Origin of the sequence: Halomonas sp. 3H (genome assembly GCF_024206005.1) — a bacterium.
GTDB lineage: Bacteria > Pseudomonadota > Gammaproteobacteria > Pseudomonadales > Halomonadaceae > Halomonas > Halomonas campaniensis.
On record NZ_CP100360.1, the window covers coordinates 2,593,724 to 2,614,587 of the forward strand.

Consider the following 20,864-nt stretch of genomic DNA (forward strand, 5'->3'; position numbering starts at 1 on the left):
GTACATGAAACCGGGAGTGCTTCATTGATGAGCCTGCTTGCCAACCTGGGGCGTTCGACCACTGCTCTGGTCGGGCTGCTGCTGGTCGCCACCGTCGCGCTGGCCCAGCCGCAACCCACCGATGCGCAGCGCCAGGCGGCCGTGGAGGTCGCCGAGTCGCTGCGCTACGGCCACTATGCCGACATCCGCCTCGACGACGCCTGGTCGAGCCAGGCCTTCGAGCGCTACCTGGACGTCCTCGACGGCCAGCGCGCCTTCCTGCTGGCCGATGATGTCGCCGACTTCCGCCATCTGGAGGAACGCCTCGACGACGCCCTGCTGGACGGCGAGCTCGACGAGGCCTTCGCGCTCTATGATCGCTATCACCAGCGCGCCGAGGCGCGTTTCGAATGGCTGCTGGAGCGCCTGGACGAGGGCCTGGCCTTCCGCTATGAAAGCGACCTGCGCCTCGAGATCGACCGCGACGAGGCCCCCTGGGCCGAGAGCCTGGACGAACTGGACGACCTCTGGTTCAAGCGGCTGAAGAATGCGGCGCTGACCCTGGCCATCAGCGGCCAGGACGATGAGCAGGTGGTCGAGAACCTGCGCCAGCGCTACGAGGGTCAGCTCTCCCGGGTTCGCCAGACCAACGAGGAGGACGTCTTTGGCCTCTTCATGGCCGCCGTCACCAGCAGCATCGACCCGCACAGCGAGTACCTCTCCCCGCGCCAAGGCGAATCCTTCGACATCCAGATGCGGCTGTCGCTAGAAGGCATCGGCGCCCTGCTTCAGTCCGACGGCGAGTACGTGAAGGTGGCCAGCCTGGTGCCGGGCGGCCCCGCCGAGCGCGCCGGCGCCCTGGAACCCGCCGACCGCATCATCGCGGTGGGCCAGGAAGAAGGCGAGATGGTCAACGTGGTGGGCATGCGCCTGGACAACGTGGTCGACCTGATCCGCGGGCCCAAGGGCTCCGTGGTGCGCCTCGACGTGGTGCCGGCCCAGGCCGTGGACATGACCCGCTCCAAGGTCGTCGAGATCACCCGCGACACCGTCAACCTGGAGGACCAGGCGGCCCGCGGCGAGGTGATCGAGATCGAGCGCGAGGACGGCATCCACCGCATCGGCAGCATCAAGATTCCCACCTTCTACGTGGACTTCGATGCCTGGCAGGCCGGCGAGGAGGAGTTCCGCAGCACCACCCGCGACGTGGCCCGGGAGATCGAGCGCCTCAAGGCCGAGGGCGTCGAGGGCATCGTGCTCGACCTGCGCAACAACGGCGGCGGCGCCCTGCAGGAGGCCAACTCGCTGATCGGCCTGTTCATCGATCGCGGCCCCACCGTGCAGGTGCGCGATGCCCGCGGCCGCATCAGCCTCTACGGCGACACCGAGGCCGGCGCCATCTACGACGGCCCGCTGGGCGTGCTGGTCAACCGCCTCTCGGCCTCGGCCTCGGAGATCTTCGCCGGCGCCATTCAGGACTACGGCCGCGGCCTGGTGATGGGCACGCCGACCTTCGGCAAGGGCACGGTGCAGACCCTCAACGAACTCTCCCACGGCCAGATCAAGCTGACCCGTGCCAAGTTCTACCGGATCTCCGGCGACAGCACCCAGCACCGCGGCGTCGAGCCCGACATCATCTTCCCGAGCCTGATCGACCCGGAGCTGATCGGCGAAAGCAGCCTCGACAACGCCCTCGACTGGGACACCGTGCGTTCGGTGCAGTACCGCAACTACGGCGAACCCTGGCGCCACATGGAGTCCCTCAAGGACCGCCATCGCCAGCGCGCCGAGGAACTGCCCAACTTCCGCTACCTGGAGCAGCAGGCCGAGCTGACTCGCCGGATGCGCGAGCAGAACACCAGCGTCAGCCTCAACCGGGAACAGCGCCAGCGCGAGGTGGAGGCCCAGGAGGCCGAGCAGCTCGCCCTGGAGAACCAGCGCCGCCTGGCGCTGGGCCTGGAGCCCCTCGAGGAGTGGATCGACGCCCGCGGCGAGGAGAGCGACGATGAGCCGGTGGAGCAGGTGCAGGTGGTGGAAGCCGCCCATATCCTACTCGACTACTCGAAGCTCAGCGGCGGCTATCGGCTGGCCAACCGGGACTGATACGGCCCGATCACGAGCACCGCCACATCGTGCGCCGGCCCCTGGGCCGGCGCACTGCGTTTGAGGCGACGCGGAGGCGAGCGCCGGGCCGGCGCGGTGGGCCCGCCCGCCATCCGGGCACGCGAAAACGTCGGGAACCCCTAGGGAGCCCGCAGCGGTATCAGCGCGACAACAGGAAAGTACGGATGGCTCCCCGAGCAGGACTCGAACCTGCGACCCAATGATTAACAGTCATTTGCTCTACCAACTGAGCTATCGGGGAATGACCGGATACTGCAGAGGGGTGCGGCGGCTGGCTCCTCGAGCAGGACTCGAACCTGCGACCCAGTGATTAACAGTCACTTGCTCTACCAACTGAGCTATCGAGGATCGACCGTTACCGCAGCGTACTCGAACCGACGTTGGCTCCTCGAGCAGGACTCGAACCTGCGACCCAGTGATTAACAGTCACTTGCTCTACCAACTGAGCTATCGAGGAACGGCGTAGAGTACGGGGCGTAGTATACGGATCACGCCTGCCAGGTCAAGGGCCGTTTGGCGTTCCGACGCCCTCGCAACCGGCAGCCACGCAACGGAAAACGCCCGCCGGGACGAGAGCCTGGCGGGCGTCTTGCGAGCGTTCTGGTGGCTACGCCCTGATTTGAACAGGGGACCCCATCATTATGAGTGATGTGCTCTAACCAGCTGAGCTACGTAGCCATTTACCACCGCCTCGACGCCAATGCGCCGTGCGACGGGGGTGAATTATGCACGGCGGGCCGCCCCTTGGCAAGCCCACCGCGGGTACCTCAGGCGTCCAGGTCGAGCGCCCGGCGAACCGCGGTCAGGCCCTCCTCGCCATCGCGGGTCTCGACGCCCTCGAGCCACGCTTCCAGCACCTCGGGGTTGGCCTGCAGGTAGGCGCGGGCGGCATCCCGGGGATCCTCGCCCGCGTCCATGATCTCGGCCATCAGCTGGTTCTCCATCTCCAGGGTGAAGACGAGGTTCTCCAGCAGCGTCCCGACATTCGCACACTCCTCGACGTAGCCACCGCGGGTGTTGGTGTAGACGGTGGCGCCGCCCAGGTCGGGACCGAAGTAGTCGTCGGCCCCCTCCAGGTAGGCCATGTCGAAGTTGGTGTTCATGGGATGCGGCTCCCAGCCCAGGAACACCATCCAGCGCTCGTCCGGGACCCGGGCGCGCAGTTCGGCAAGCATGCCCGCCTCGCTGGAATCGACCAGCCGCCAGTCGCCGAGGCCGAAGGCGTCGTCATCGATCATCTGCTGGATCAGCTCGTTGCCGTCGTTGCCGGCCTCGATGCCGTGGAGGGTACTGTCGAACGCCTCGGCATGCTCGGCCAGGTCGGCCACCGACGTGACGCCGGCGTCATGGACGTACTGCGGCACCGCCAGGGTGTACTTGGCGCCCTCCAGGTTGGCCCTCAGACGCTCGACGCTGCCCTCCTCCACGTAGGGATCGCTGATCGACGCCATGGAGGGCATCCAGTTGCCCAGGAAGACATCGAAGTCATCGTTCTTCATGCCCTGGTAGGCGATGGGCACGGAGACCGTATCGATGCGGGTGTCGTAGCCCAGCGCCTCGAGCACCTCGGTGGTCAGCGCGGTGGTGGCGGTGATGTCGGTCCAGCCCACCTCGGCGAAGCGCACCGTGGCGCAGCTCTCCGGCTCCTGGGCGTACAGCGGCGTCGCCCCCAGGGTGGCGGCGGCACTCAGGCCCAGGGCCAGGCGGCGAGTCATGGGAGATGCGGTCATGGGAAAACCTCCTTGGGATGTCTGACGTAGCGGGCTCGGCGACAGGCCGAGGCGAGACGATGCCGGCCGGGAACGTGTCGATCTAACGTTATTGATTGAACGTTCAATAAAAAAATGGCAGGCTGTGTCTATCCTAACCATGCTCACCGGTGTGGTGGCAAGTCTGCCCAGCAACTCTGCCCATCAACAAGGAGGTCTCGAGGTGCCCAAGGTAGGAATGGAACCCATCCGCCGCCAGCAGCTGATCAAGGCGACCATGGCGGCCATCGACGAGGTCGGCCTGGCCGACGCCACCGTGGCGCGCATCGCTCGCCACGCCGGCGTCTCCGCCGGCATCATCAGCCACTACTTCGGCGGCAAGGACGGCCTGCTGGAGGCGACCATGCGGCAGATCCTCAGCGACCTGGGCGATGCCGTGGCCGCGCGGCGACGCGCCCTGGAGGACGACAGCCCTCGGTCGCACCTGAGGGCCATCATCGAAGGCAACTTCGATCGCAGTCAGGTGACCGGTCCGGTGGCCAAGACCTGGCTGGACTTCTGGGCCAGCAGCATGCACCGGCCTCAGCTGTCGCGGCTGCAGCAGGTCAACGATCGCCGCCTCTACTCGAACCTGTGCGCCCAGTTCCGGCGCGTCATGGCGCGCGACGAGGCGCGCCAGGCCTCACGCACCCTCGCCGCGGTGATCGATGGCCTGTGGCTGCGCGGCGCCCTGACCCCGGGGGGCCTGGATGCCGATTCGGCACGCCGCACGGCCCTCGACACCCTGGACCAGCTGCTCGCTGCCACCACCAACGCCGACTGAAGGAGACTCCCCATGACTCAGCGCGACTCCCTGCCCCTCTACATCAACGGCCGCGAAGTGGACGCCACCGCCGGCGAGACCTTCGAGGTCGTGAACCCCTTCGACGGCAGCCTGCTGGCCCGCGTCCAGCAGGCCTCGGCGGCCGACGTGGACGCCGCCGTGGCGGCCGCCCGGCGCGGCCAGCGCGAATGGGCCGCCATGAGCGGCATGGCGCGCGGGCGCATCCTGCAGCGTGCAGTGGCACTGCTCCGGGAGCGCAATGATGAGCTCGCCGAACTCGAGACCCGCAACACCGGCAAGCCGATCAGCGAGACCGCCGCGGTGGACATCGTCACCGGCGCCGACGCCCTGGAGTACTATGCCGGCCTCGCTGCCGCCATCGAGGGCACCCAGATCCCGCTGCGCGAGGATTCATTCGTCTACACCCGCCGCGAGCCGCTGGGCGTGGTCGGCGCCATCGGGGCCTGGAACTACCCCATCCAGATCGCCTGCTGGAAGGCGGCCCCGGCCCTGGCCGCCGGCAACGCCGTGGTCTTCAAGCCCAGCGAGGTGACCCCGCTCACCGCCATGAAGCTGGCCGAGATCCTCACCGAGGCGGGCCTGCCCGACGGCGTCTTCAACGTGGTCCACGGCGCCGGCGAGGTGGGTGCCCTGCTCACCGAGCATCCCGGCATCGACAAGGTCTCCTTCACCGGCGAGGTGGGCACCGGCAGGAAGGTAATGGCCGCCGCCGGCGGCTCCACCCTCAAGGAGGTGACCATGGAGCTGGGCGGCAAGTCGCCCTTCGTGGTCTTCGCCGACGCCGACCTGGACCGCGCCGCCGACGCCGCCATGATGGCCAACTTCTACTCCAGCGGGCAGATCTGCACCAACGGCACCCGGGTCTTCGTCGAGCGTTCGGTGAAGGACGACTTCGAGGCGAAGATCGCCGAGCGCGTGGCACGTATCCGCGCCGGCGACCCGCTGGACCCCAGCGTCAACTTTGGTCCCCTGGTGAGCTTCGAGCACCAGGAGAAGGTGCTCTCCTACATCGCGCTGGGCAAGCAGGAAGGCGCCAGGGTGCTGGCCGGCGGAGAGGCCTGGAACCAGGACAAAAAGGCCAACGGCGCCTGGGCGGCGCCCACGGTGTTCACCGACTGCACCGACGAGATGCGCATCGTGCGCGAGGAGATCTTCGGCCCGGTGATGGCGATCCTCGCCTTCGACGACGAGCAGGAGGTGATCCGCCGCGCCAACGACACCCACTACGGGCTGGCCGCCGGCGTCTTCACCGAGAGCCTCAACCGCGCCCACCGGGTGATCCACCGCCTGGAGGCGGGCATCTGCTGGATCAACACCTGGGGCGAGTCCCCGGCCGAGATGCCGGTGGGCGGGTACAAGCAGTCCGGCGTGGGCCGCGAGAACGGCCTCGAGACCCTGGCCCACTACACCCAGACCAAGTCGGTGCAGGTGGAGATGGGCCCCTTCGAATCGGTCTTTTAAGGAGGCGACATGTCCGAGCTTCGTGAATTCGACTACGTCATCATCGGCGCCGGCTCAGCCGGCAACGTGCTCGCCACCCGCCTCACCGAGGAGGCGGACGTCTCGGTGCTGCTGCTGGAGGCCGGCGGCCCTGACCACCGCTTCGACTTCCGCACCCAGATGCCGGCGGCCCTGGCCTACCCGCTGCAGGGCAAGCGCTACAACTGGGCCTTCGAGACCGACCCCGAGCCGCACATGGATGGCCGGCGCATGGAGTGTGGCCGCGGCAAGGGGCTCGGCGGCTCCTCGCTGATCAACGGCATGTGCTACATCCGCGGCAACGCCCTGGACTACGACAACTGGGCCAAGGCGCCGGGCCTCGAGGACTGGAGCTACGCCGACTGCCTGCCCTACTTCAGGAAGTCCGAGACCCGCGATGTCGGGCCGAACGACTACCACGGCGGCGACGGGCCGGTGAGCGTGACCACTCCCAAGGAAGGCAACAACCCCCTCTACCACACCTTTATCGAGGCGGGCAGGCAGGCCGGCTACGCCGAGACCGAGGACGTCAACGGCTACCGCCAGGAGGGCTTCGGCCCCATGGACCGCTTCGTCACGCCGAAGGGACGTCGCGCCTCCACCGCCAGGGGCTACCTGGACATGGCAAAGCCGCGCCCCAACCTGACCATCGAGACCCGGGCCACCACCGACGTCATCGAGTTCGAGGGCAGGCGCGCCGTGGGCGTGCGCTATGAGCACAAGGGCCAGGCGCAGCGGGTGCGTGCCCGCCGCGAGGTGCTGCTCTGCGCCGGGGCCATCGCCTCGCCGCAGATCCTGCAGCGCTCCGGGGTGGGCCCCCGCGCGGTGCTCGACGAGTTCGGCATCGAGGCGGTGCACGTCAACGACAACGTCGGCGCCCACCTTCAGGACCACCTGGAGATGTACATCCAGTACGAGTGCAAGGAGCCGATCTCCCTCTACCCGGCGCTGAAGTGGCACAACCAGCCGAAGATCGGCGCCGAGTGGCTCTTCCTCGGCCGCGGCATCGGCGCCAGCAACCAGTTCGAGTCCTGCGCCTTCATCCGCACCAGCGACGAGGAGCCCTGGCCCAACCTGCAGTACCACTTCCTGCCCATCGCCATCAGCTACAATGGCAAGAGCGCGGTGCAGGCCCACGGTTTCCAGGCCCACGTCGGCTCCATGCGCTCGGAGAGCCGCGGCCGCATCCGCCTCGCCTCCCGGGACCCGGAGGCCGCGCCGAGCATCCTCTTCAACTACATGTCCACCGAGAAGGACTGGCAGGAGTTCCGCGACGCCATCCGCCTGACCCGGGAGATCATTGCCCAGCCTGCCTTCGATGCCTACCGCGGCCGGGAGATCTCGCCAGGGCCCGAGGTGCAGTCCGATGCCGAGCTGGACGCCTTCGTGCGGGCCCATGCCGAGACCGCCTACCACCCCTGCGGCAGCTGCCGCATGGGCGAGGGCGACGACGCCGTGGTGGATGGCCAGGGCCGGGTGCACGGCGTGGAGGGGCTCCGGGTGGTGGACGCCTCGCTCTTCCCGCTGATCCCCACCGGCAACCTCAACGCGCCGACCATCATGCTGGCCGAGAAGATCGCCGACCGGATCCGCGGCCGCGACCCCCTGCCGAGAAGCGACGCCCCCTACTACGTGGCGGGCGACGCTCCCGCCCGCGGCGAGCCGCAGCGCCGCCTCGAGGCATAGCACCGCCCCCTCGCCACCCCAACGCCCCGCCCTGCCCTGCAGCGCGGGGCGTTTTGAAATGATCGCTTTACCGAGCAGCGAGAGGCGCCGGGGACAGCCTTGGAGGCGGTCCGAGGACCAAGGGTGAGGAGCACCGCTCCGAACGGGCTGGCCAGGGATGGCCAGCACCGGACCTGCAAGCGGAGCAGGACGCGAGAGCGCAGCAGGGCCGAGGTAGCGTACAGGGAGGTATTTTCAGCGCCCCCGAACAAGGCTGTCGCCGGGAAAGCCTCGAGCATGTAGGCCATGAGTGCCGAGGCCGAGATGTTTCCTGGCCACTGGCCGGTTGCACCGATGTGGGCTAGTCTGCAAGAATTCAAACATCTGTTCGAATCCTTGAGTTCCACAACAACCGGAGTCCCCCATGCTCACCCTGATCCTGCTGATCGTGGCCGTCGTCGGCCTGCTGGCGGTGATGCGCCGCGAGGCGGGTGCCCTGCCCGCCCTGGCGGTGCTCGCCGTCACGGGCCTTGCCAGCCTGCTCCTCGCCTCCACCCTGCTGGGCCTGCTGCTGCTGGCCGGCGCCATCGCCGTGGCCGCCGCCGGCCTGCCGGCCCTGCGCGGCAAGTGGCTGACCCCGCGCCTCTTCGCCCTGTTCAAGAAGGTCTCACCGAAGGTCTCCGACACCGAGCGCACGGCCCTGGAGGCCGGCAGCGTGGCCTGGGACGGCGAGCTCTTCACCGGCAAGCCGAACTGGCAGGCGCTGCTGGACTACGCGGACGAGGGCCTCACCGAGGAGGAGCGCGCCTTCATCGACAACCAGTGTTCCGTGGCGGCCGGCATGTGCAACGCCTGGGAGATCGCCAAGGAGCGCGCCGACCTGCCCCAGGCGCTCTGGGACCACCTCAAGCAGGAGCGCTACTTCGGCATGATCATCCCGAAGGCCTACGGGGGCCTGGGGTTCTCCGCCAAGGCGCAGTCCCTGGTGCTGCAGAAGCTCTCGGTCAACGAGACCCTGATGGTCACCGTGGGCGTGCCCAACTCCCTCGGCCCGGGCGAGCTGCTGCTCAAGTACGGCACCGAGGCACAGAAGGACCACTACCTGCCGCGCCTGGCCGACGGCCGCGAGATCCCCTGCTTCGGCCTCACCGGCCCCCGCGCCGGGTCTGACGCCACCTCGCTGCCCGACACCGGCGTGGTCTGCAGGCAGGTCATCGACGGCAAGGAGGTGCTTGGCGTGCGCCTCAACTTCGAGAAGCGCTGGATCACCCTGGCCCCCATCGCCACCGTGGTGGGCCTGGCCTTCCGCCTCTTCGACCCGGAGAAGCTGCTGGGCAACGAGGAGGACCGCGGCATCACCCTGGCACTGATTCCCCGCGACACCGCCGGCATGGAGATCGGCCGTCGCCACCACCCCATCGGCAGCCCCTTCCTCAACGGCCCGATCAAGGGCAAGGACGTCTTCGTCCCGCTGGATACCATCATCGGCGGCACCGAGATGATCGGCCAGGGCTGGCGCATGCTGGTGGAGTGTCTCTCCATCGGCCGCTGCATCACCCTGCCCTCCGGCGCCACCGGCACCGCCCGCTACGCCATCGGCTGGAGCGGCGGCTTCGCCCGCATTCGCCGCCAGTTCAACGTGCCGGTGGCCGAGATGGAGGGGGTCCAGGAGCCCCTCGCCCGCATGAGTGCGCTGGGCTACATCGCCCAGGCGGCGGTCTACCAGACCGCCAACACCATCGACCGCGGAGAGAAGCCGGCGGTGCCCTCGGCGATCCTCAAGAGCCAGCTCACCGAGTTCCAGCGCCAGATCCTCGGCGACGCCATGGATATCCACGGCGGCAAGGCGGTGACCCTGGGCCCGCGCAACTACCTGGGGATCGGCTATAGCGCCAACCCGGTGGCGATCACCGTGGAAGGCGCCAACATCATGACCCGCAACCTGATGATCTTCGGCCAGGGGGCGATCCGCTGCCATCCCTACGTGCTGGAGGAGTTGGCCGCCAAGGACGCCGACGACATCCGGGCCTTCGACAAGGCGTTCTTCGGCCATGCCGGCCTGATCTTCGGCAACGCCGCCCGCGCCTTCACCCAGGGCCTCGGGATCGGCAAGCCCGCCGTGCCCTTCGACGCCGAGGCGCAGCGCTACGCCCAGGAGATCGCCCGGCTCTCGGCCGGCTTCGGGCTCTGCGCCGACGCCGCCATGGCGAGCCTCGGCTCCACCCTCAAGCAGCGCGAGATGCTCTCGGCGCGGCTGGGCGACGTGCTCTCCAACCTCTACCTCGCCTCCATGGTGATCAAGCAGTGGCACGAGGGCGACAAGGTCGAGGGCGAGGCGGCGCTCTTCCACTACGCCTGCCAGTGGCTGCTGGGCCGCGCCGAGCAGGCCCTGGACGAGCTGTTCGACAACCTGCCCAACCGGGCGCTGGCCCGGGTGCTGCGTCGGGTGGTGATGCCGCGCGGCAAGCGCTTCAAGCGCCCCCACGATGACCTGGCCCGCACTATCGCCCAGGCGGTCTCCCGGGACACCGCCCTGCGCAAGAAACTGCTGGCCAACACCTGGGAGGCAGACGACGGCAGCCACCCCAATTTCCTGGCTCGCTATAACGCCCTGCTGGCGACCCAGAAGCGCGCCGAGATCCTCTACCGCACGGTCAACAAGGCCTATGCGAAGGGGGAGCTGCCCGCCGATGCGCTGCATCCCGAGCAGCGGGTGGAGGCGGCTGCCAGGGCCGGCATCATCAGCGAAGAGGATGCCACCTTCATGCGCGAGCGCGAGGCCCGGGTGCTGGAGCTGCTCACCGTGGACGACTTCGAATACGACGCCTTCGTCACCGACAAGTCCAAGGTGCTGCGCCACCACGCCGCCTGACGATTCTCACCCTCCCGCCATACCCGCGCCCCGGCCTGTGCCGGGGCGTGTTCGTTCAGGCTCGAGCGCCCCTTGCCCTCGGCTCCTACAGCGGCCATACCAGCAGAATCATCGGGATGGCTACCGCCAGCACCACCAGGGAGAGCGGCAAGCCGAGCTTCCAGTAGTCGCCGAAGCGGTACCCGCCGGGGCCCATCACCAGGGTGTTGGACTGGTGGCCGATGGGAGTGAGAAAGGCGCAGGAGGCGCTCACCGCCACCACCATCAGGAAGGGGTCCACGGAGGCATCGAAGCCACTGGCCAGGCTCGCCGCGATGGGTGCCATCAGCAGCGCCGCGGCGGCGTTGTTGACGATATTGGAGAGCACCATGGAGAGCACGAAGAGCCCCACCAGGGTGACGATCACCGGCCAATCGCTGCCCCAGGCGAGCATCGCCTCGGCGATCAGCGCCGCCCCGCCGCTGGTCTCCAGCGCCTGGCCCACCGGGATCATGGCGCCCAGCAGCACGATGACCGGTCCGTCGAGGGCCTGGTAACCCTCTCGCAGGGGCAGTACCCCCACCAGCAGCGTGACCAGGGCGGCCAGGGAGAGCGCCACCGCGGCCGGCAGGAGATCGAAAAGCATCGCCAGGATGGCCGCGGCGAAGATGCCCAGCGATACCAGCAGCATCCGCGGCTGGCCCAGGGTCAGGTTGCGGCTGGCCAGCGGCAGGCAGCCCAGGGTGACCAGGCTCTCGGAGAGCTCGCTCTCGCCGCCCTGCAGCAGCAGCACGTCGCCCGGGCGGAAGCGGATATCGCGCAGGCGCTGCTTGAGGCGCCCGCCGTCCCGGGCCACCGCCACCAGGTGCAGGCCGAACTGGTTGTGCAGGCGCAGCTGAAGCACGGTGCGGTTGACCATCATGGAGTCGTTACGCACCACCGCTTCCACCAGCTGCAGGCCCTCGGTATCCATGCCGCTCTTCTCTTCCTTCTCCTTCTCCGCTTCCTCCCCGGCCTTCTCCTCTTCCTCGGCCTGCGCTTTCTTCGCGCCCACGCTGGGCGACTCTGCCTCCCGGCGCGCTTCGGTCTCCTCCTGCTCCCCGGCTGCCGGCTCTTCCTCCTCGGCGTCCTTGCCCAGTCGCAGCCCCGCCTTGTCCTCGAGCAGCTTCATCTCCTCGGGGCCCGCCTCCATCAGCAGGATGTCGCCCTCCCTGAGGGTACCGAAGAAGGCATGGCCGGCCCGGCGCTTGTCGTCGCGGACCACGGCGAGCACCGGAATGGTCTCCTCCAGCTCCTGCTGCAGCTCACGCAGGGTCAGGCCGTTGGCCTTGGACTCCTCTCCCACCCGCAGCTCGACCAGGTAGTTGGCGGTGTCGAACATCGCCTCCGTGGAGGCCTTGCCGGCCCGCTGGGGCACCAGCCGCCAGCCAACCAGCAGGATGAAGACGAACCCGGCCAGGGCCACCACCGCTCCCACCGGCGTGAAGGAGAACATGCCGAAGTTGTCACCGGTCACCGAGCCGCGGTAGCTGGCGATGATGATGTTGGGAGGGGTGCCGATCAGGGTGGTGAGACCGCCCAGCAGCGAGCCGAAGGCCAGCGGCATCAGTAGGATCGACGGCGAGGCGTCGTGCTCCCTGGCCAGCCGCATGGCCACCGGCAGCAGCAGCGCCAGCGCACCGACGTTGTTCATGATGCCGGACAGGACCACCACGGTGCCCACCAGCACCAGCAGTTGCAGGACGAGCCGCTCGCCGACCCTGAGCACCTGCTCGGCGATGACGTCCACCACCCCGGAGCGCTCGAAGCCACGGCTGAGCACCAGCACCGCGGCCACCGTGATCACCGCCGGGTGGCCGAAGCCGAGGAAGGCCTCGTCGCCGGGCACCAGGCCCAGCATCACCGAGCCGAGCAGCGCCGACAGCGCCACCAGGTCGTAGCGGAAGCGCCCCCAGACGAACGCCGCAAGCGTCAATCCGAGCACGATAAAGACCAGGGTGCTGTCGGCCATGCGTTCACCTCCCTGTGAATGTCTATGCCGACAGCATTGCCAGGCCACCCGGTTGCGGACAAGCACTTTCTTGCGCCATAACGCAAAAACCCGGCCGAAGCCGGGTTCCTGGTTCCCGTCGGGGCCGCTACTTGGCCATCTTCTCCAGCATGGCGTTGACCGCTTCCAGGTGTTCCGGCTCGTTGTGGCACATGCCCTGGAAGACCGCGCAGAGGTCGAGGAAGTCCTTGAGCTCGGTGCGCTGCGCCATCTTCATCAGCCGCTTGGTAAGGCGGGTGGCCCTGGGCGGCTGGGCGGCGATGCGCGAGGCCAGTTCGCCCACCTTCTCCATCAACGCCTCGGGCTCGGTGACCTCGAGCACGATGCCATACTCCCTGGCTTCCGTGGCATCGATCACCCGCCCGGAGAGGGTCAGCTCGAAGGCGCGCTGGTAGCCGATCAGGCGCTGCATGAACCAGGCGCCACCGTCGCCGGGGATGATCCCCAGGTTGAGGAAGGTCTCGCCGAACTTCGCGCGGGAGGAGGCGATACGGATATCGGCCATGTTGGCCAGGTCGAAGCCGGCGCCGATGGCCGGGCCGTTGACCGCGGCGATGATCGGCACCTCCACCGCGGCCAGCGCCAGCGGGATGCGCTGGATGCCGCGGCGATAGCGGGTGGCTACCTCGGCCACATCGCCGGCGAAGTCGCCGCCGCGGCTGGCCATGTCCTTGACGTTGCCGCCGGCGGAGAAGGCGCTGCCTTCCCCGGTGATCACCAGCACCGAGACGGCGTCGCAGGCGTTGACCCAGTCGGCCACGGCGACGATATCGTCCGTGAGGGCGGTGCCGGTCAGGGCATTGCGCACGTCATGGCGATCCAGGATCAGGGTGGCCACCCGCCCCTCCAGGGTCAGGCGGGCATCGGTCAGCTGGGGCAGGTCGGCTGGGGCGTGTGACTGGCTCATGCGTCGGCGTCCTGGTCGGTGGATTCGGCGTCACGCTCGACGATAACCCGGGCGTCCACCACCGCATAGCCGTCGGCGTTGACGATCACCGGGTTGAGGTCGAGCTCGGAGAGTGCCGGGTATGCCTCGACCAGGCGAGACACGGTGAGCAGCAGGTCGACCAGGGCGGCCTTGTCCACCGCCTTCTCGCCGCGCACGCCGCCGAGGATCTTCTTCGCCTTGATCTGCTCGACCATGGACTCGGCATCGAAGCGGGAGAGCGGGATCGAACGGAAGGCCACGTCCTCGAGGATCTCGACGAAGATGCCGCCCAGGCCGAACATCAGCACCGGTCCGAAGATGGGATCGCGGATCACCCCGACGATCACCTCCACGCCCTTCTTCGCCATGGGGGTGACCAGCACGCCCTCGATCTCGGCGCCGGCGTCGTAGGCCAGACAGGATGCCAGGATCGCCTGGCGCGCCTCGCGCATGGCGACCTCGCCCACCACGTTGAGCTTCACACCGCCAGCGTCGGACTTGTGCAGGATATCCTTCGACACCACCTTCATGGCCAGCGGGGTCTCGCCGAACCGGCTGGCGGCGTCGGCCAGCTCCGCCTCGTCGCGCACCACCCGCTCCTCCGGCACCTCGACGCCGTGGTCGCGCAGGAGCCGCTTGGCCTCGTACTCCAAGAGGTCACGCCCCTCGCGGCGTGCCTGCTGGAACATGGCGGTGAGCTCGGGAAGCGGCTCGACCGCGGATTCGCGGGCCTGGCGATTCGTCTGGGCCAGGTACTGCCCGCGCTCGCCCAGCGCGGAGAGCACCCGCACCGACTGCTCGATGGAGGCGTAGACCGGCAGGCCGGCCTCGTGCAGGCGACGCAGCGCCGGGGGCTTGATCGGGGTATAGAGGCTGTAGATCACCAGCGGCTTCTCGGTGGCATTGGAGAGGTCCACCATCGCCTCGGCGCCGCGCATCTCGTCGCCCAGCAGCGACTCGGCGAAGCGGATGCTGTAGCCGCCGAACATGCCCACCAGGAAGACGCTGTCGACGTTGTCGTCGGCGGCGACGATCTCCATGCAGGTGGCCAGCAGCGACGGATTGGCGTCGGTGGAGCCGGCCACGTCCACCGGGTTGACGGTGGAAGCCTGGGGGAAGAGCACGTCGCGCAGCTGCTGGCGGGTCGCCTCGGAGAGCTCGGCGAGCTCCAGGCCCGCCTCGGCCAGGCGGTCCGAGGCGATGGTGGCCTGGCCGCCGCCGTCGGAGATCACCGCCACTCGCTTGCCGCGCGCCTTCTGCAGCAGGCCGAGCCCCTCGGCCACCGGCAGGATCTCGTCGGAGTACTGCACCACGCTGACGCCGGCCTGGCGGAGCAGGTCCACGGTCATGGCATAGCTGCCGGCCAGGGCCCCGGTGTGGGAGCTGGCGGCCTTCTGGCCCTGCTCGGTGGAGCCGGACTTGTAGACCACCACCGGCTTCATGGCGGTCACCTCCCGGGCCACCTCGAGGAACTTGCGCCCGTCGCGGAAGCCCTCCACGTAGAGGGTGGCGACGCGGGTGTGCTCGTCCTCGCCCAGGTAGCGCAGGTAGTCGTTGAAGCCGATGTCGCTCTGGTTGCCCGGGCCCACATAGGTGGAGAAGCCCACCTGGCCGTTGTGCTGGGCCTCCAGCGCCAGCGCCAGCAGCATGTTGCCGGACTGGGAGATGATGCCCACGTCACCCGGCTTGACGTTGTCCAGCGCCAGCAGGTTGACCTTGTGGTGCAGGTTGAAGATGCCCGAGGTGTTGGGGCCGATGAGGCGCACGCCGTGGGCGCGGGCCTTCTCCATCATCTCGCGCTCGAGCGCGGCCCCGTCCCCGCCGATCTCGGCGAAACCGCTGGCGAGTATCACCGCGCCCTTGATGCCGCGACGGCCACACTCGGCGATCAGCCCGGGCACCGAGGACGCCGGGGTACAGATCAGCGCCAGCTCCGGGCTGCCGGGAATCGCGGTGACCGAGGGCCACGCCTTGACCCCGAGGATCATGTCGGTCCTGGGGTTGACCGGGTAGATCTCGCCCCGGTAGCCATCCTTGATCAGGCCGACCATGGCCTTGTAGCCGCGCTTGGTGGGGTCCGCGGAGGCACCCACCACGGCGATGCCGGTGGGCGCCAGGATGTCGTGGAGGGGACTGCGGGTGGGGAGGTGTCCTTCGATGGGATTCATGTGCTGGCTGACCTTGCCCTCGGGGGCGAGTGAAGAGTGGCGAATGAAGCGTGGTTCAGGCCCGGCCGCGGCCGGGCGATGGCGATTCGGCGGTGTATGGCGAGCTCAGGCGCGGGTGGCGTCGAGACTCAGCGGCCCTGGAAACGCGGTGCGCGCTTCTCGGCGAAGGCGTCCACGCCCTCCTGCCAGTCCCGGGTGGTGCCGACGAAGGTCATGCCCTCCAGCTCGGCGGTCAGGCAGGCGTCCAGGGTGCGCTCGCCCGAGAAGTTGAGCTGCTCCTTGGCCAGGGCCATGGAGAACGGCGCCTTGCCGGCGACCTTCTCGGCGAAGGCCAGCGCGGCCTCGAGGAACCCCTCGTCGGCGAAGGCACGGTTGGCCAGGCCGATGCGTACCGCCTCGGCACCATCGATGCGTTCGCCCAGGAACACCAGCTCGCGGGCCTTGGCCAGCCCCACCAGGCGCGGCAGCAGCCAGGTGACGCCGCCGCCGAGGAAGTTGCCGATGGAGACCTCGGGCAGGCCGATCTGGGCGCTCTCGGCCATCAGCAGGAAGTCCGAGGCGATGGCGAGCTCCGCCCCGGCGCCCAGCGCATAGCCGTTCACCGCGGCGACCACCGGGGTCTGCATCTGCATCAGGCGCCGGCAGACGATCTGCTCGCCCTGCAGGTACTGGCGGCGATCGAAGGCGGTGCGACCCTCCTTGTGCTCCTTGAGGTCGGCGCCCACGCAGAAGGCGCGCCCCTCGCCGGTGATCAGCACGACGCGCACCTCGCCATCGGCCTCGACGCGGGTCAGGGCGTCGTTGAGCTCGGCGTAGAGCCGCTCGGTCACGGCGTTGAGGCGCTGGGGGCGGTTGAAACGGATCTCCATCACCTGGCCGTGGCGGCGGGTGATCAGGGTCTCGTAGTCCGGCAGTGGGGACATCGATGACTGGCTGGGGGCTTGGCTCATGGGGTACGGCACTCTCGGGGCGTGGCAGATGGTTTCGATAAGCCAGGGCGATGGTGGATCGCCATGGAAACAAACGTGTCATTATCACCATCGCGACAGCACGCTTGTTCTGCGCGCATCCTAGCCAAAGGTCGCAGGCGGGTCAACACGTGTGTGTCACGTCATTTATCGATGAGAAACGATTGTGTCATCCATGCCCGGCGCTCATCGGTTACAATGACGCCGCCCCGCCACCAACCCAGGAGATCCCCGTGCTGGATCACGACGTGCAGGAGGTCGGTTCGCCGTCCCCGGAAGCCGGCGGCACCACGCGGCTGGATACGGTCAACCAGCAGCTCGCCGAGGCCTATCCGGAACTCAGCCCGCAGCTCAAGCTCGCCGCCGGCTATGTGCTGGAGCATCCGGTGGAGATCGCCTTCCAGTCGATCCGCAAGTCGGCCGCCGCCGCCGAGGTCACCGCCTCGACCCTGGTGCGACTGGCCAAGCGCCTCGGCTTCGACAGCTACGAGCAGTTCCGCGAGGTGTTCCAGTCGGCGGTCCAGGCCGGGCCGGTGGAGCTCTCGGGACGCGCCAGCCAACTGCGCACCCTGGCCAGCCAGACCGACGACCAGGTGTTCCTCGACGTGGGCGACGCGGCCTTCGACAACATCGGCCGGCTGTTCACCGCCGACAACCAGGCACGGGTACGCGATGCCGCCCGGCTGCTGCTGGGCGCGGAGCGGATCGCCGTGGTGGGGTTTCGTGACACCTTCGCCTGCGCCTACCACTTCGCCTACGTGGGGCGCATCGCCATGCCCAACATCCAGCTGATCCGCGGCCAGGAGGGGGGACTGCTGACCGAGCTGGCGCCCTTCGGCGAGGGCGACGTGGTGGTGGCCTTCGGCTTCGAGCCCTACTGTGCCGAGACGATGCGCGCGCTGGAGATCACCCGGGCGGCGGGGGTCAGCGCCATCGTGGTCACCGACACCATGCGCTCGCCGCTGGTCCCCGGCGCGAGCATCACCTTCAACGTGGCCAACGCCACGCCGCACTTCTTCCCGTCGATCCTCTCGGCGATCACCCTGATCGAGGTGCTGCTGGCGGAGTGCGTGGCCTTCGGCCCCGACGGCCTGGTGGACAACGTGGCGGGATTCGAGACGCGGATGCGCCAGATGGGCGCCTATGTGGAGAACGGCTGAGCGCCGAGCGCCGAGCGCCGAGCGCCGAGCGCCGAGCGCCGAGCGCCGAGCGCCGAGCGCCGAGCGCCGAGCGCCGAGCGCCGAGCGCCGAGCGCCGAGCGCCGAGCGCCGAGCGCCGAGCGCCGAGCGCCGAGCGCCGAGCGCCGAGCGCCGAGCGCCGAGCGCCGAGCGCCGCAGGATGCTGACTTGCTCCGTATCGGGGGTCAATGAAAAACCCCGTCGGATTCAACTCCGACGGGGTTTTTCGTTCTCAACCTCAACACCTGCCGCCCGTCACCGCGCGGCTAGGCGCTTGCAGCTGGGCGCTGCCCGAAGGGCCTAGGGCAGCAGGATGGTGGAGCCGGTGGTCTGGCGGCCCTGCAGGGCGTCCTGGGCCTTGCCCGCCTCCGCCAGGGGGTAGCGGTGCGAGACATCGACCTTCAGCTTGCCGCTCTCGAGCATGGCGAAGAGCTCGTCGGCCATCATCTGCAGCCGCTCGGGGGTATCGGCGTACCCGTTGAGGCTCGGGCGGGTGACGAACAGCGAGCCCTTCTGGTTGAGGATGCCGATGTTGACCCCCTCGACGGCGCCGGAGGCGTTGCCGAAGCTGACCATCAGCGAGCGCGGCTTGAGGCAGTCCAGGGAGGTCTCCCAGGTGTCCTTGCCCACCGAGTCGTAGACCACGTCGCACATGGCGCCGTCGGTCAGCTCGCGCACCCGCTCGACCACGTCCTCCCTGGTGTAGTCGATGGTCGCCCAGGCGCCGTTGCTCTCGGCCAGCGCGGCCTTCTCGGGCGAGCTGACGGTGCCGATCAGCTTCACCCCCAGGGCCCGGGCCCACTGGCAGGCGATCGAGCCGACGCCGCCGGCGGCGGCGTGCCAGAGGATGGTCTCGCCGCCCTGGAGCGCGTGGGTCTGGCGCATCAGGTACTGCACGGTCAGCCCCTTGAGCATGCTGGCCGCGGCGGTCTCGAAGTCGATGCCCTCGGGCAGCACCACCAGCTTCTCGGCGGGCAGGGTATGCTGCTCGCCATAGGCGCCCAGCGGCCCCTGGGCGTAGGCGACGCGGTCGCCGGGCTTGAGGTGGGTCACGCCCTCGCCCACGGCATCGACCACGCCGGCCGCCTCGGTACCGAGTCCGGAGGGCAGCGACGGCGCCGGATAGAGGCCGGTGCGGAAGTAGATGTCGATGAAGTTGAGGCCGATCGCCCGGTTGGCGACCCGCACCTCGCCCGGGCCGGGCTCGACGGGAGTGACGTCGACGAACTCGAGCACCTCGGAGCCGCCGGTGCGGGCAAACTGGATTCGCTTGGCCATGGGGAAAGTCCTTGTTCTGCTGGAGGGATGTCGGTCGGGAGTCGGAGAGTCATCCAAACGCCGATCGCCGTCGCGGTCAAGTGGCGGGCAGGCCCTCGAGCCCCTCGACAAAGGCGTGCTTCTCCGCCTCGAAGAAGGCGCGCTCCTGCTTGAAACGCCGCAGCACGGCCTGCTCATCGAACGTCAGGGGGGACGACAGCCTGCCCGAGAGCGCCGCGGGGTGCTGGAAGGAGAGCCCGACCCGCCGGCCGTGGCCGTCCTCGACCCAGCGCGAGAGCCCGCATTCGCGCAGGAAGGCCTCGTCGATCGCCGGGGTCGGCTCGATGGCCAGGGGCGCATTCAGGGCCAGGTCGCGGATCAGCCGCCGCAGGGGCTCGCGGTTCGCCTCGAGGGAGGCGGCGAGCGTCACGGCCATGCCCTCACCGCTCTCGTCCAGCACCAGCAACGCCAGGGCCAGCGGGCGCCCCCGGTCATCCACCAGCGCCCAGAGCCTTGCTCCCTCGGCCGGGAACAGCAGGTGACGCGTCCCGCTGAAGGCCAGCAGTGGCGCCAGCCCCGCCTGGGTCCCATGGATTGCCGCACACAGGCGCGCCAGGCAGGCATCGCGCCAGGCTCCCGGTTCGAGACTCACCACCTTCATTGCTGCTCCTCGCTGTCGTGACGGAATCGCGCGAAGCCTAGCACACTCCGGCCGGGATCAGGACGCTGGGCGCGGCGCTTCCCGGTCGCTATGCTGTCGCCCATTTGCTGTCATGAAGGGCGCCGATACTGGAATCCCTTCCTCTTTCCGGAGCCGAGTCCATCGCATGCCTCATCCCGCCATCGCCCTGCCCCGCCTGATCGCCCACCGCGGCCTCTCGGCCCATGCCCCCGAGAACACCCTGGCGGCGGTGCGTGCCACTCGTGAGGCCGGCTGTGCCTGGGTCGAACTCGATGTGCAGCTGCTGGGGGACGGCACCCCGGTGATCTGGCACGACGCCACGGTCAAGCGCTGCTCCGACGGACGCGCCAGGCTCGCCGACCTGGACCTGCCCGCCGCTCGCCGGCTGGACGTGGGCAGCTGGTTTGCCGACCGCTTTCGCGGCGAGCGCATGGCGACCCTGCGCGAGATGCTGGGCCTGATCGAGGCGCTGGGCCTCGGCCTCAACCTCGAGCTCAAGGTCAACCGCGGCCGTAGCGCCGCCGCGCTGGTCGAGGGGGTGCTGCCCACCCTCCTGGATGCCCTGCCGGCCGAACGGGTGATCGTCTCCTCCTTCAACGCCGACGCCCTGGCCCGCGCCCGGGAGTTGGCCCCGGCGGACCGGCTGGCACTGGGCGTGCTGTTCGAGGGGATCACCCGTGACTGGCGGGAGCGCTGCGAGGCCGTGGCGGCCTTCAGCGTGCACGCCGACTGGAAGCGCCTCAGCCGGCGCAGCGCGCTGGCGGTCCACGAGGCGGGATATCCCCTGCTCTGCTACACGGCCAACGACCCCGCCGCCTTCGCCCACCAGTGGGCCTGGGGAGTGGCCAGCGTCATCAGCGACGACCCGGCCCGTTTCGCCGGCCACCTGCCTACGGCTAGCTGACACCGGGCGGGAGAACCGGCCGGCCACAACGACAGCGGGCCGCCCCTGGGGGCGGCCCGCCGTGGTATCGGCAAGCGG

At 69.0% G+C, this 20,864-nt stretch carries 14 protein-coding genes and 4 tRNA genes; 7 read left to right on the forward strand and 11 right to left on the reverse strand.

Annotated features, from left to right (window positions below; genetic code table 11):
- The first annotated feature begins 27 nt into the window (after window positions 1-27).
- Window positions 28-2,082, forward strand: coding sequence for a carboxy terminal-processing peptidase (locus NFC98_RS12085; protein ID WP_254275205.1), 2,055 nt, complete (start codon window positions 28-30; stop codon window positions 2,080-2,082).
- 186 nt (window positions 2,083-2,268) lie between these two features.
- Here the strand turns inward: NFC98_RS12085 and NFC98_RS12090 are convergent.
- The 5 genes from NFC98_RS12090 to NFC98_RS12110 form a co-directional block, all read right to left on the reverse strand.
- Window positions 2,269-2,344: transfer RNA gene (locus NFC98_RS12090), tRNA-Asn, on the reverse strand.
- A gap of 31 nt (window positions 2,345-2,375) precedes the next feature.
- A tRNA-Asn gene (locus NFC98_RS12095) sits at window positions 2,376-2,451 on the reverse strand.
- Window positions 2,452-2,484: 33 nt separating this feature from the next.
- Window positions 2,485-2,560, reverse strand: a tRNA-Asn gene (locus tag NFC98_RS12100).
- A 144-nt stretch (window positions 2,561-2,704) separates the two neighbouring features.
- A tRNA-Met gene (locus tag NFC98_RS12105) sits at window positions 2,705-2,781 on the reverse strand.
- Window positions 2,782-2,870: 89 nt separating this feature from the next.
- A complete protein-coding gene (locus tag NFC98_RS12110; protein ID WP_254275206.1) occupies window positions 2,871-3,833 on the reverse strand; it encodes a choline ABC transporter substrate-binding protein in 963 nt (320 codons plus the stop codon).
- A 202-nt stretch (window positions 3,834-4,035) separates the two neighbouring features.
- On the opposite strand from NFC98_RS12110, the gene betI reads away from it, so the two are divergent.
- From betI to NFC98_RS12130, 4 genes are all read left to right on the forward strand, one after another.
- Window positions 4,036-4,635, forward strand: a complete 600-nt coding sequence (betI, locus tag NFC98_RS12115; protein WP_254275207.1) for a transcriptional regulator BetI — start codon at window positions 4,036-4,038, stop codon at window positions 4,633-4,635.
- Between the two features lie 12 nt (window positions 4,636-4,647).
- Window positions 4,648-6,117, forward strand: coding sequence for a betaine-aldehyde dehydrogenase (gene betB, locus NFC98_RS12120; protein WP_254275208.1), 1,470 nt, complete (start codon window positions 4,648-4,650; stop codon window positions 6,115-6,117).
- Window positions 6,118-6,126: 9 nt separating this feature from the next.
- Window positions 6,127-7,821, forward strand: a complete 1,695-nt coding sequence (gene betA / locus NFC98_RS12125) for a choline dehydrogenase (RefSeq protein WP_254275209.1) — start codon at window positions 6,127-6,129, stop codon at window positions 7,819-7,821.
- A gap of 403 nt (window positions 7,822-8,224) precedes the next feature.
- On the forward strand, window positions 8,225-10,672 hold the full coding sequence (locus tag NFC98_RS12130) for an acyl-CoA dehydrogenase (RefSeq protein WP_254275210.1): 2,448 nt from the start codon (window positions 8,225-8,227) through the stop codon (window positions 10,670-10,672).
- A gap of 85 nt (window positions 10,673-10,757) precedes the next feature.
- Here the strand turns inward: NFC98_RS12130 and NFC98_RS12135 are convergent, their stop codons facing one another.
- The 4 genes from NFC98_RS12135 to NFC98_RS12150 all read right to left on the reverse strand — a co-directional run bounded on the left by NFC98_RS12135 (window position 10,758) and on the right by NFC98_RS12150 (window position 16,747).
- Window positions 10,758-12,662 carry an SLC13 family permease gene (locus tag NFC98_RS12135; RefSeq protein WP_254275211.1) on the reverse strand — a complete coding sequence of 635 codons (1,905 nt, stop codon included), beginning with the start codon at window positions 12,660-12,662 and terminating at the stop codon, window positions 10,758-10,760.
- 127 nt (window positions 12,663-12,789) lie between these two features.
- Window positions 12,790-13,608: an enoyl-CoA hydratase-related protein gene (locus NFC98_RS12140; RefSeq protein ID WP_254275212.1), complete on the reverse strand. Its 819-nt coding sequence runs from the start codon at window positions 13,606-13,608 to the stop codon at window positions 12,790-12,792.
- Window positions 13,605-15,797: an acetate--CoA ligase family protein gene (locus NFC98_RS12145; protein ID WP_254275213.1), complete on the reverse strand. Its 2,193-nt coding sequence runs from the start codon at window positions 15,795-15,797 to the stop codon at window positions 13,605-13,607. Before NFC98_RS12145 ends, NFC98_RS12140 begins: the two co-directional genes overlap by 4 nt.
- A gap of 128 nt (window positions 15,798-15,925) precedes the next feature.
- Complete coding sequence (locus NFC98_RS12150; protein ID WP_254275214.1) at window positions 15,926-16,747, reverse strand: enoyl-CoA hydratase/isomerase family protein; 822 nt, start codon at window positions 16,745-16,747, stop codon at window positions 15,926-15,928.
- A 251-nt stretch (window positions 16,748-16,998) separates the two neighbouring features.
- On the opposite strand from NFC98_RS12150, the gene NFC98_RS12155 reads away from it, so the two are divergent.
- Window positions 16,999-17,925, forward strand: a complete 927-nt coding sequence (locus NFC98_RS12155; RefSeq protein WP_254275215.1) for a MurR/RpiR family transcriptional regulator — start codon at window positions 16,999-17,001, stop codon at window positions 17,923-17,925.
- A gap of 318 nt (window positions 17,926-18,243) precedes the next feature.
- Here NFC98_RS12155 and NFC98_RS12160 read toward each other — a convergent pair whose 3' ends face one another.
- Together NFC98_RS12160 and NFC98_RS12165 are read right to left on the reverse strand one after the other, a co-directional pair.
- Entirely contained in the window at window positions 18,244-19,221 is a 978-nt protein-coding gene (locus NFC98_RS12160) for an NADPH:quinone reductase (RefSeq protein WP_254275216.1), read from the reverse strand.
- A gap of 76 nt (window positions 19,222-19,297) precedes the next feature.
- The gene (locus NFC98_RS12165) at window positions 19,298-19,861 is read right to left on the reverse strand and encodes a hypothetical protein (RefSeq protein WP_254275217.1); all 564 of its coding nucleotides are present in this window, start codon (window positions 19,859-19,861) and stop codon (window positions 19,298-19,300) included.
- 166 nt (window positions 19,862-20,027) lie between these two features.
- Between NFC98_RS12165 and NFC98_RS12170 the strand changes: the two genes are divergently transcribed.
- Entirely contained in the window at window positions 20,028-20,786 is a 759-nt protein-coding gene (locus NFC98_RS12170) for a glycerophosphodiester phosphodiesterase family protein (RefSeq protein ID WP_254275218.1), read from the forward strand.
- The last annotated feature ends 78 nt before the right edge of the window (window positions 20,787-20,864 follow it).

Bases quoted from the DNA above. Each gene is read 5' to 3' on its own strand.
- NFC98_RS12085 (WP_254275205.1), top strand. From the start codon at position 28: ATGAGCCTGCTTGCCAACCTGGGGCGTTCGACCACTGCTCTGGTCGGG.
- NFC98_RS12110 (WP_254275206.1), bottom strand. From the start codon at position 3,833: ATGACCGCATCTCCCATGACTCGCCGCCTGGCCCTGGGCCTGAGTGCC.
- betB (WP_254275208.1), top strand. From the start codon at position 4,648: ATGACTCAGCGCGACTCCCTGCCCCTCTACATCAACGGCCGCGAAGTG.
- betA (WP_254275209.1), top strand. From the start codon at position 6,127: ATGTCCGAGCTTCGTGAATTCGACTACGTCATCATCGGCGCCGGCTCA.
- NFC98_RS12130 (WP_254275210.1), top strand. From the start codon at position 8,225: ATGCTCACCCTGATCCTGCTGATCGTGGCCGTCGTCGGCCTGCTGGCG.
- NFC98_RS12135 (WP_254275211.1), bottom strand. From the start codon at position 12,662: ATGGCCGACAGCACCCTGGTCTTTATCGTGCTCGGATTGACGCTTGCG.
- NFC98_RS12140 (WP_254275212.1), bottom strand. From the start codon at position 13,608: ATGAGCCAGTCACACGCCCCAGCCGACCTGCCCCAGCTGACCGATGCC.
- NFC98_RS12145 (WP_254275213.1), bottom strand. From the start codon at position 15,797: ATGAATCCCATCGAAGGACACCTCCCCACCCGCAGTCCCCTCCACGAC.
- NFC98_RS12150 (WP_254275214.1), bottom strand. From the start codon at position 16,747: ATGAGCCAAGCCCCCAGCCAGTCATCGATGTCCCCACTGCCGGACTAC.
- NFC98_RS12160 (WP_254275216.1), bottom strand. From the start codon at position 19,221: ATGGCCAAGCGAATCCAGTTTGCCCGCACCGGCGGCTCCGAGGTGCTC.
- NFC98_RS12165 (WP_254275217.1), bottom strand. From the start codon at position 19,861: ATGAAGGTGGTGAGTCTCGAACCGGGAGCCTGGCGCGATGCCTGCCTG.
- NFC98_RS12170 (WP_254275218.1), top strand. From the start codon at position 20,028: ATGCCTCATCCCGCCATCGCCCTGCCCCGCCTGATCGCCCACCGCGGC.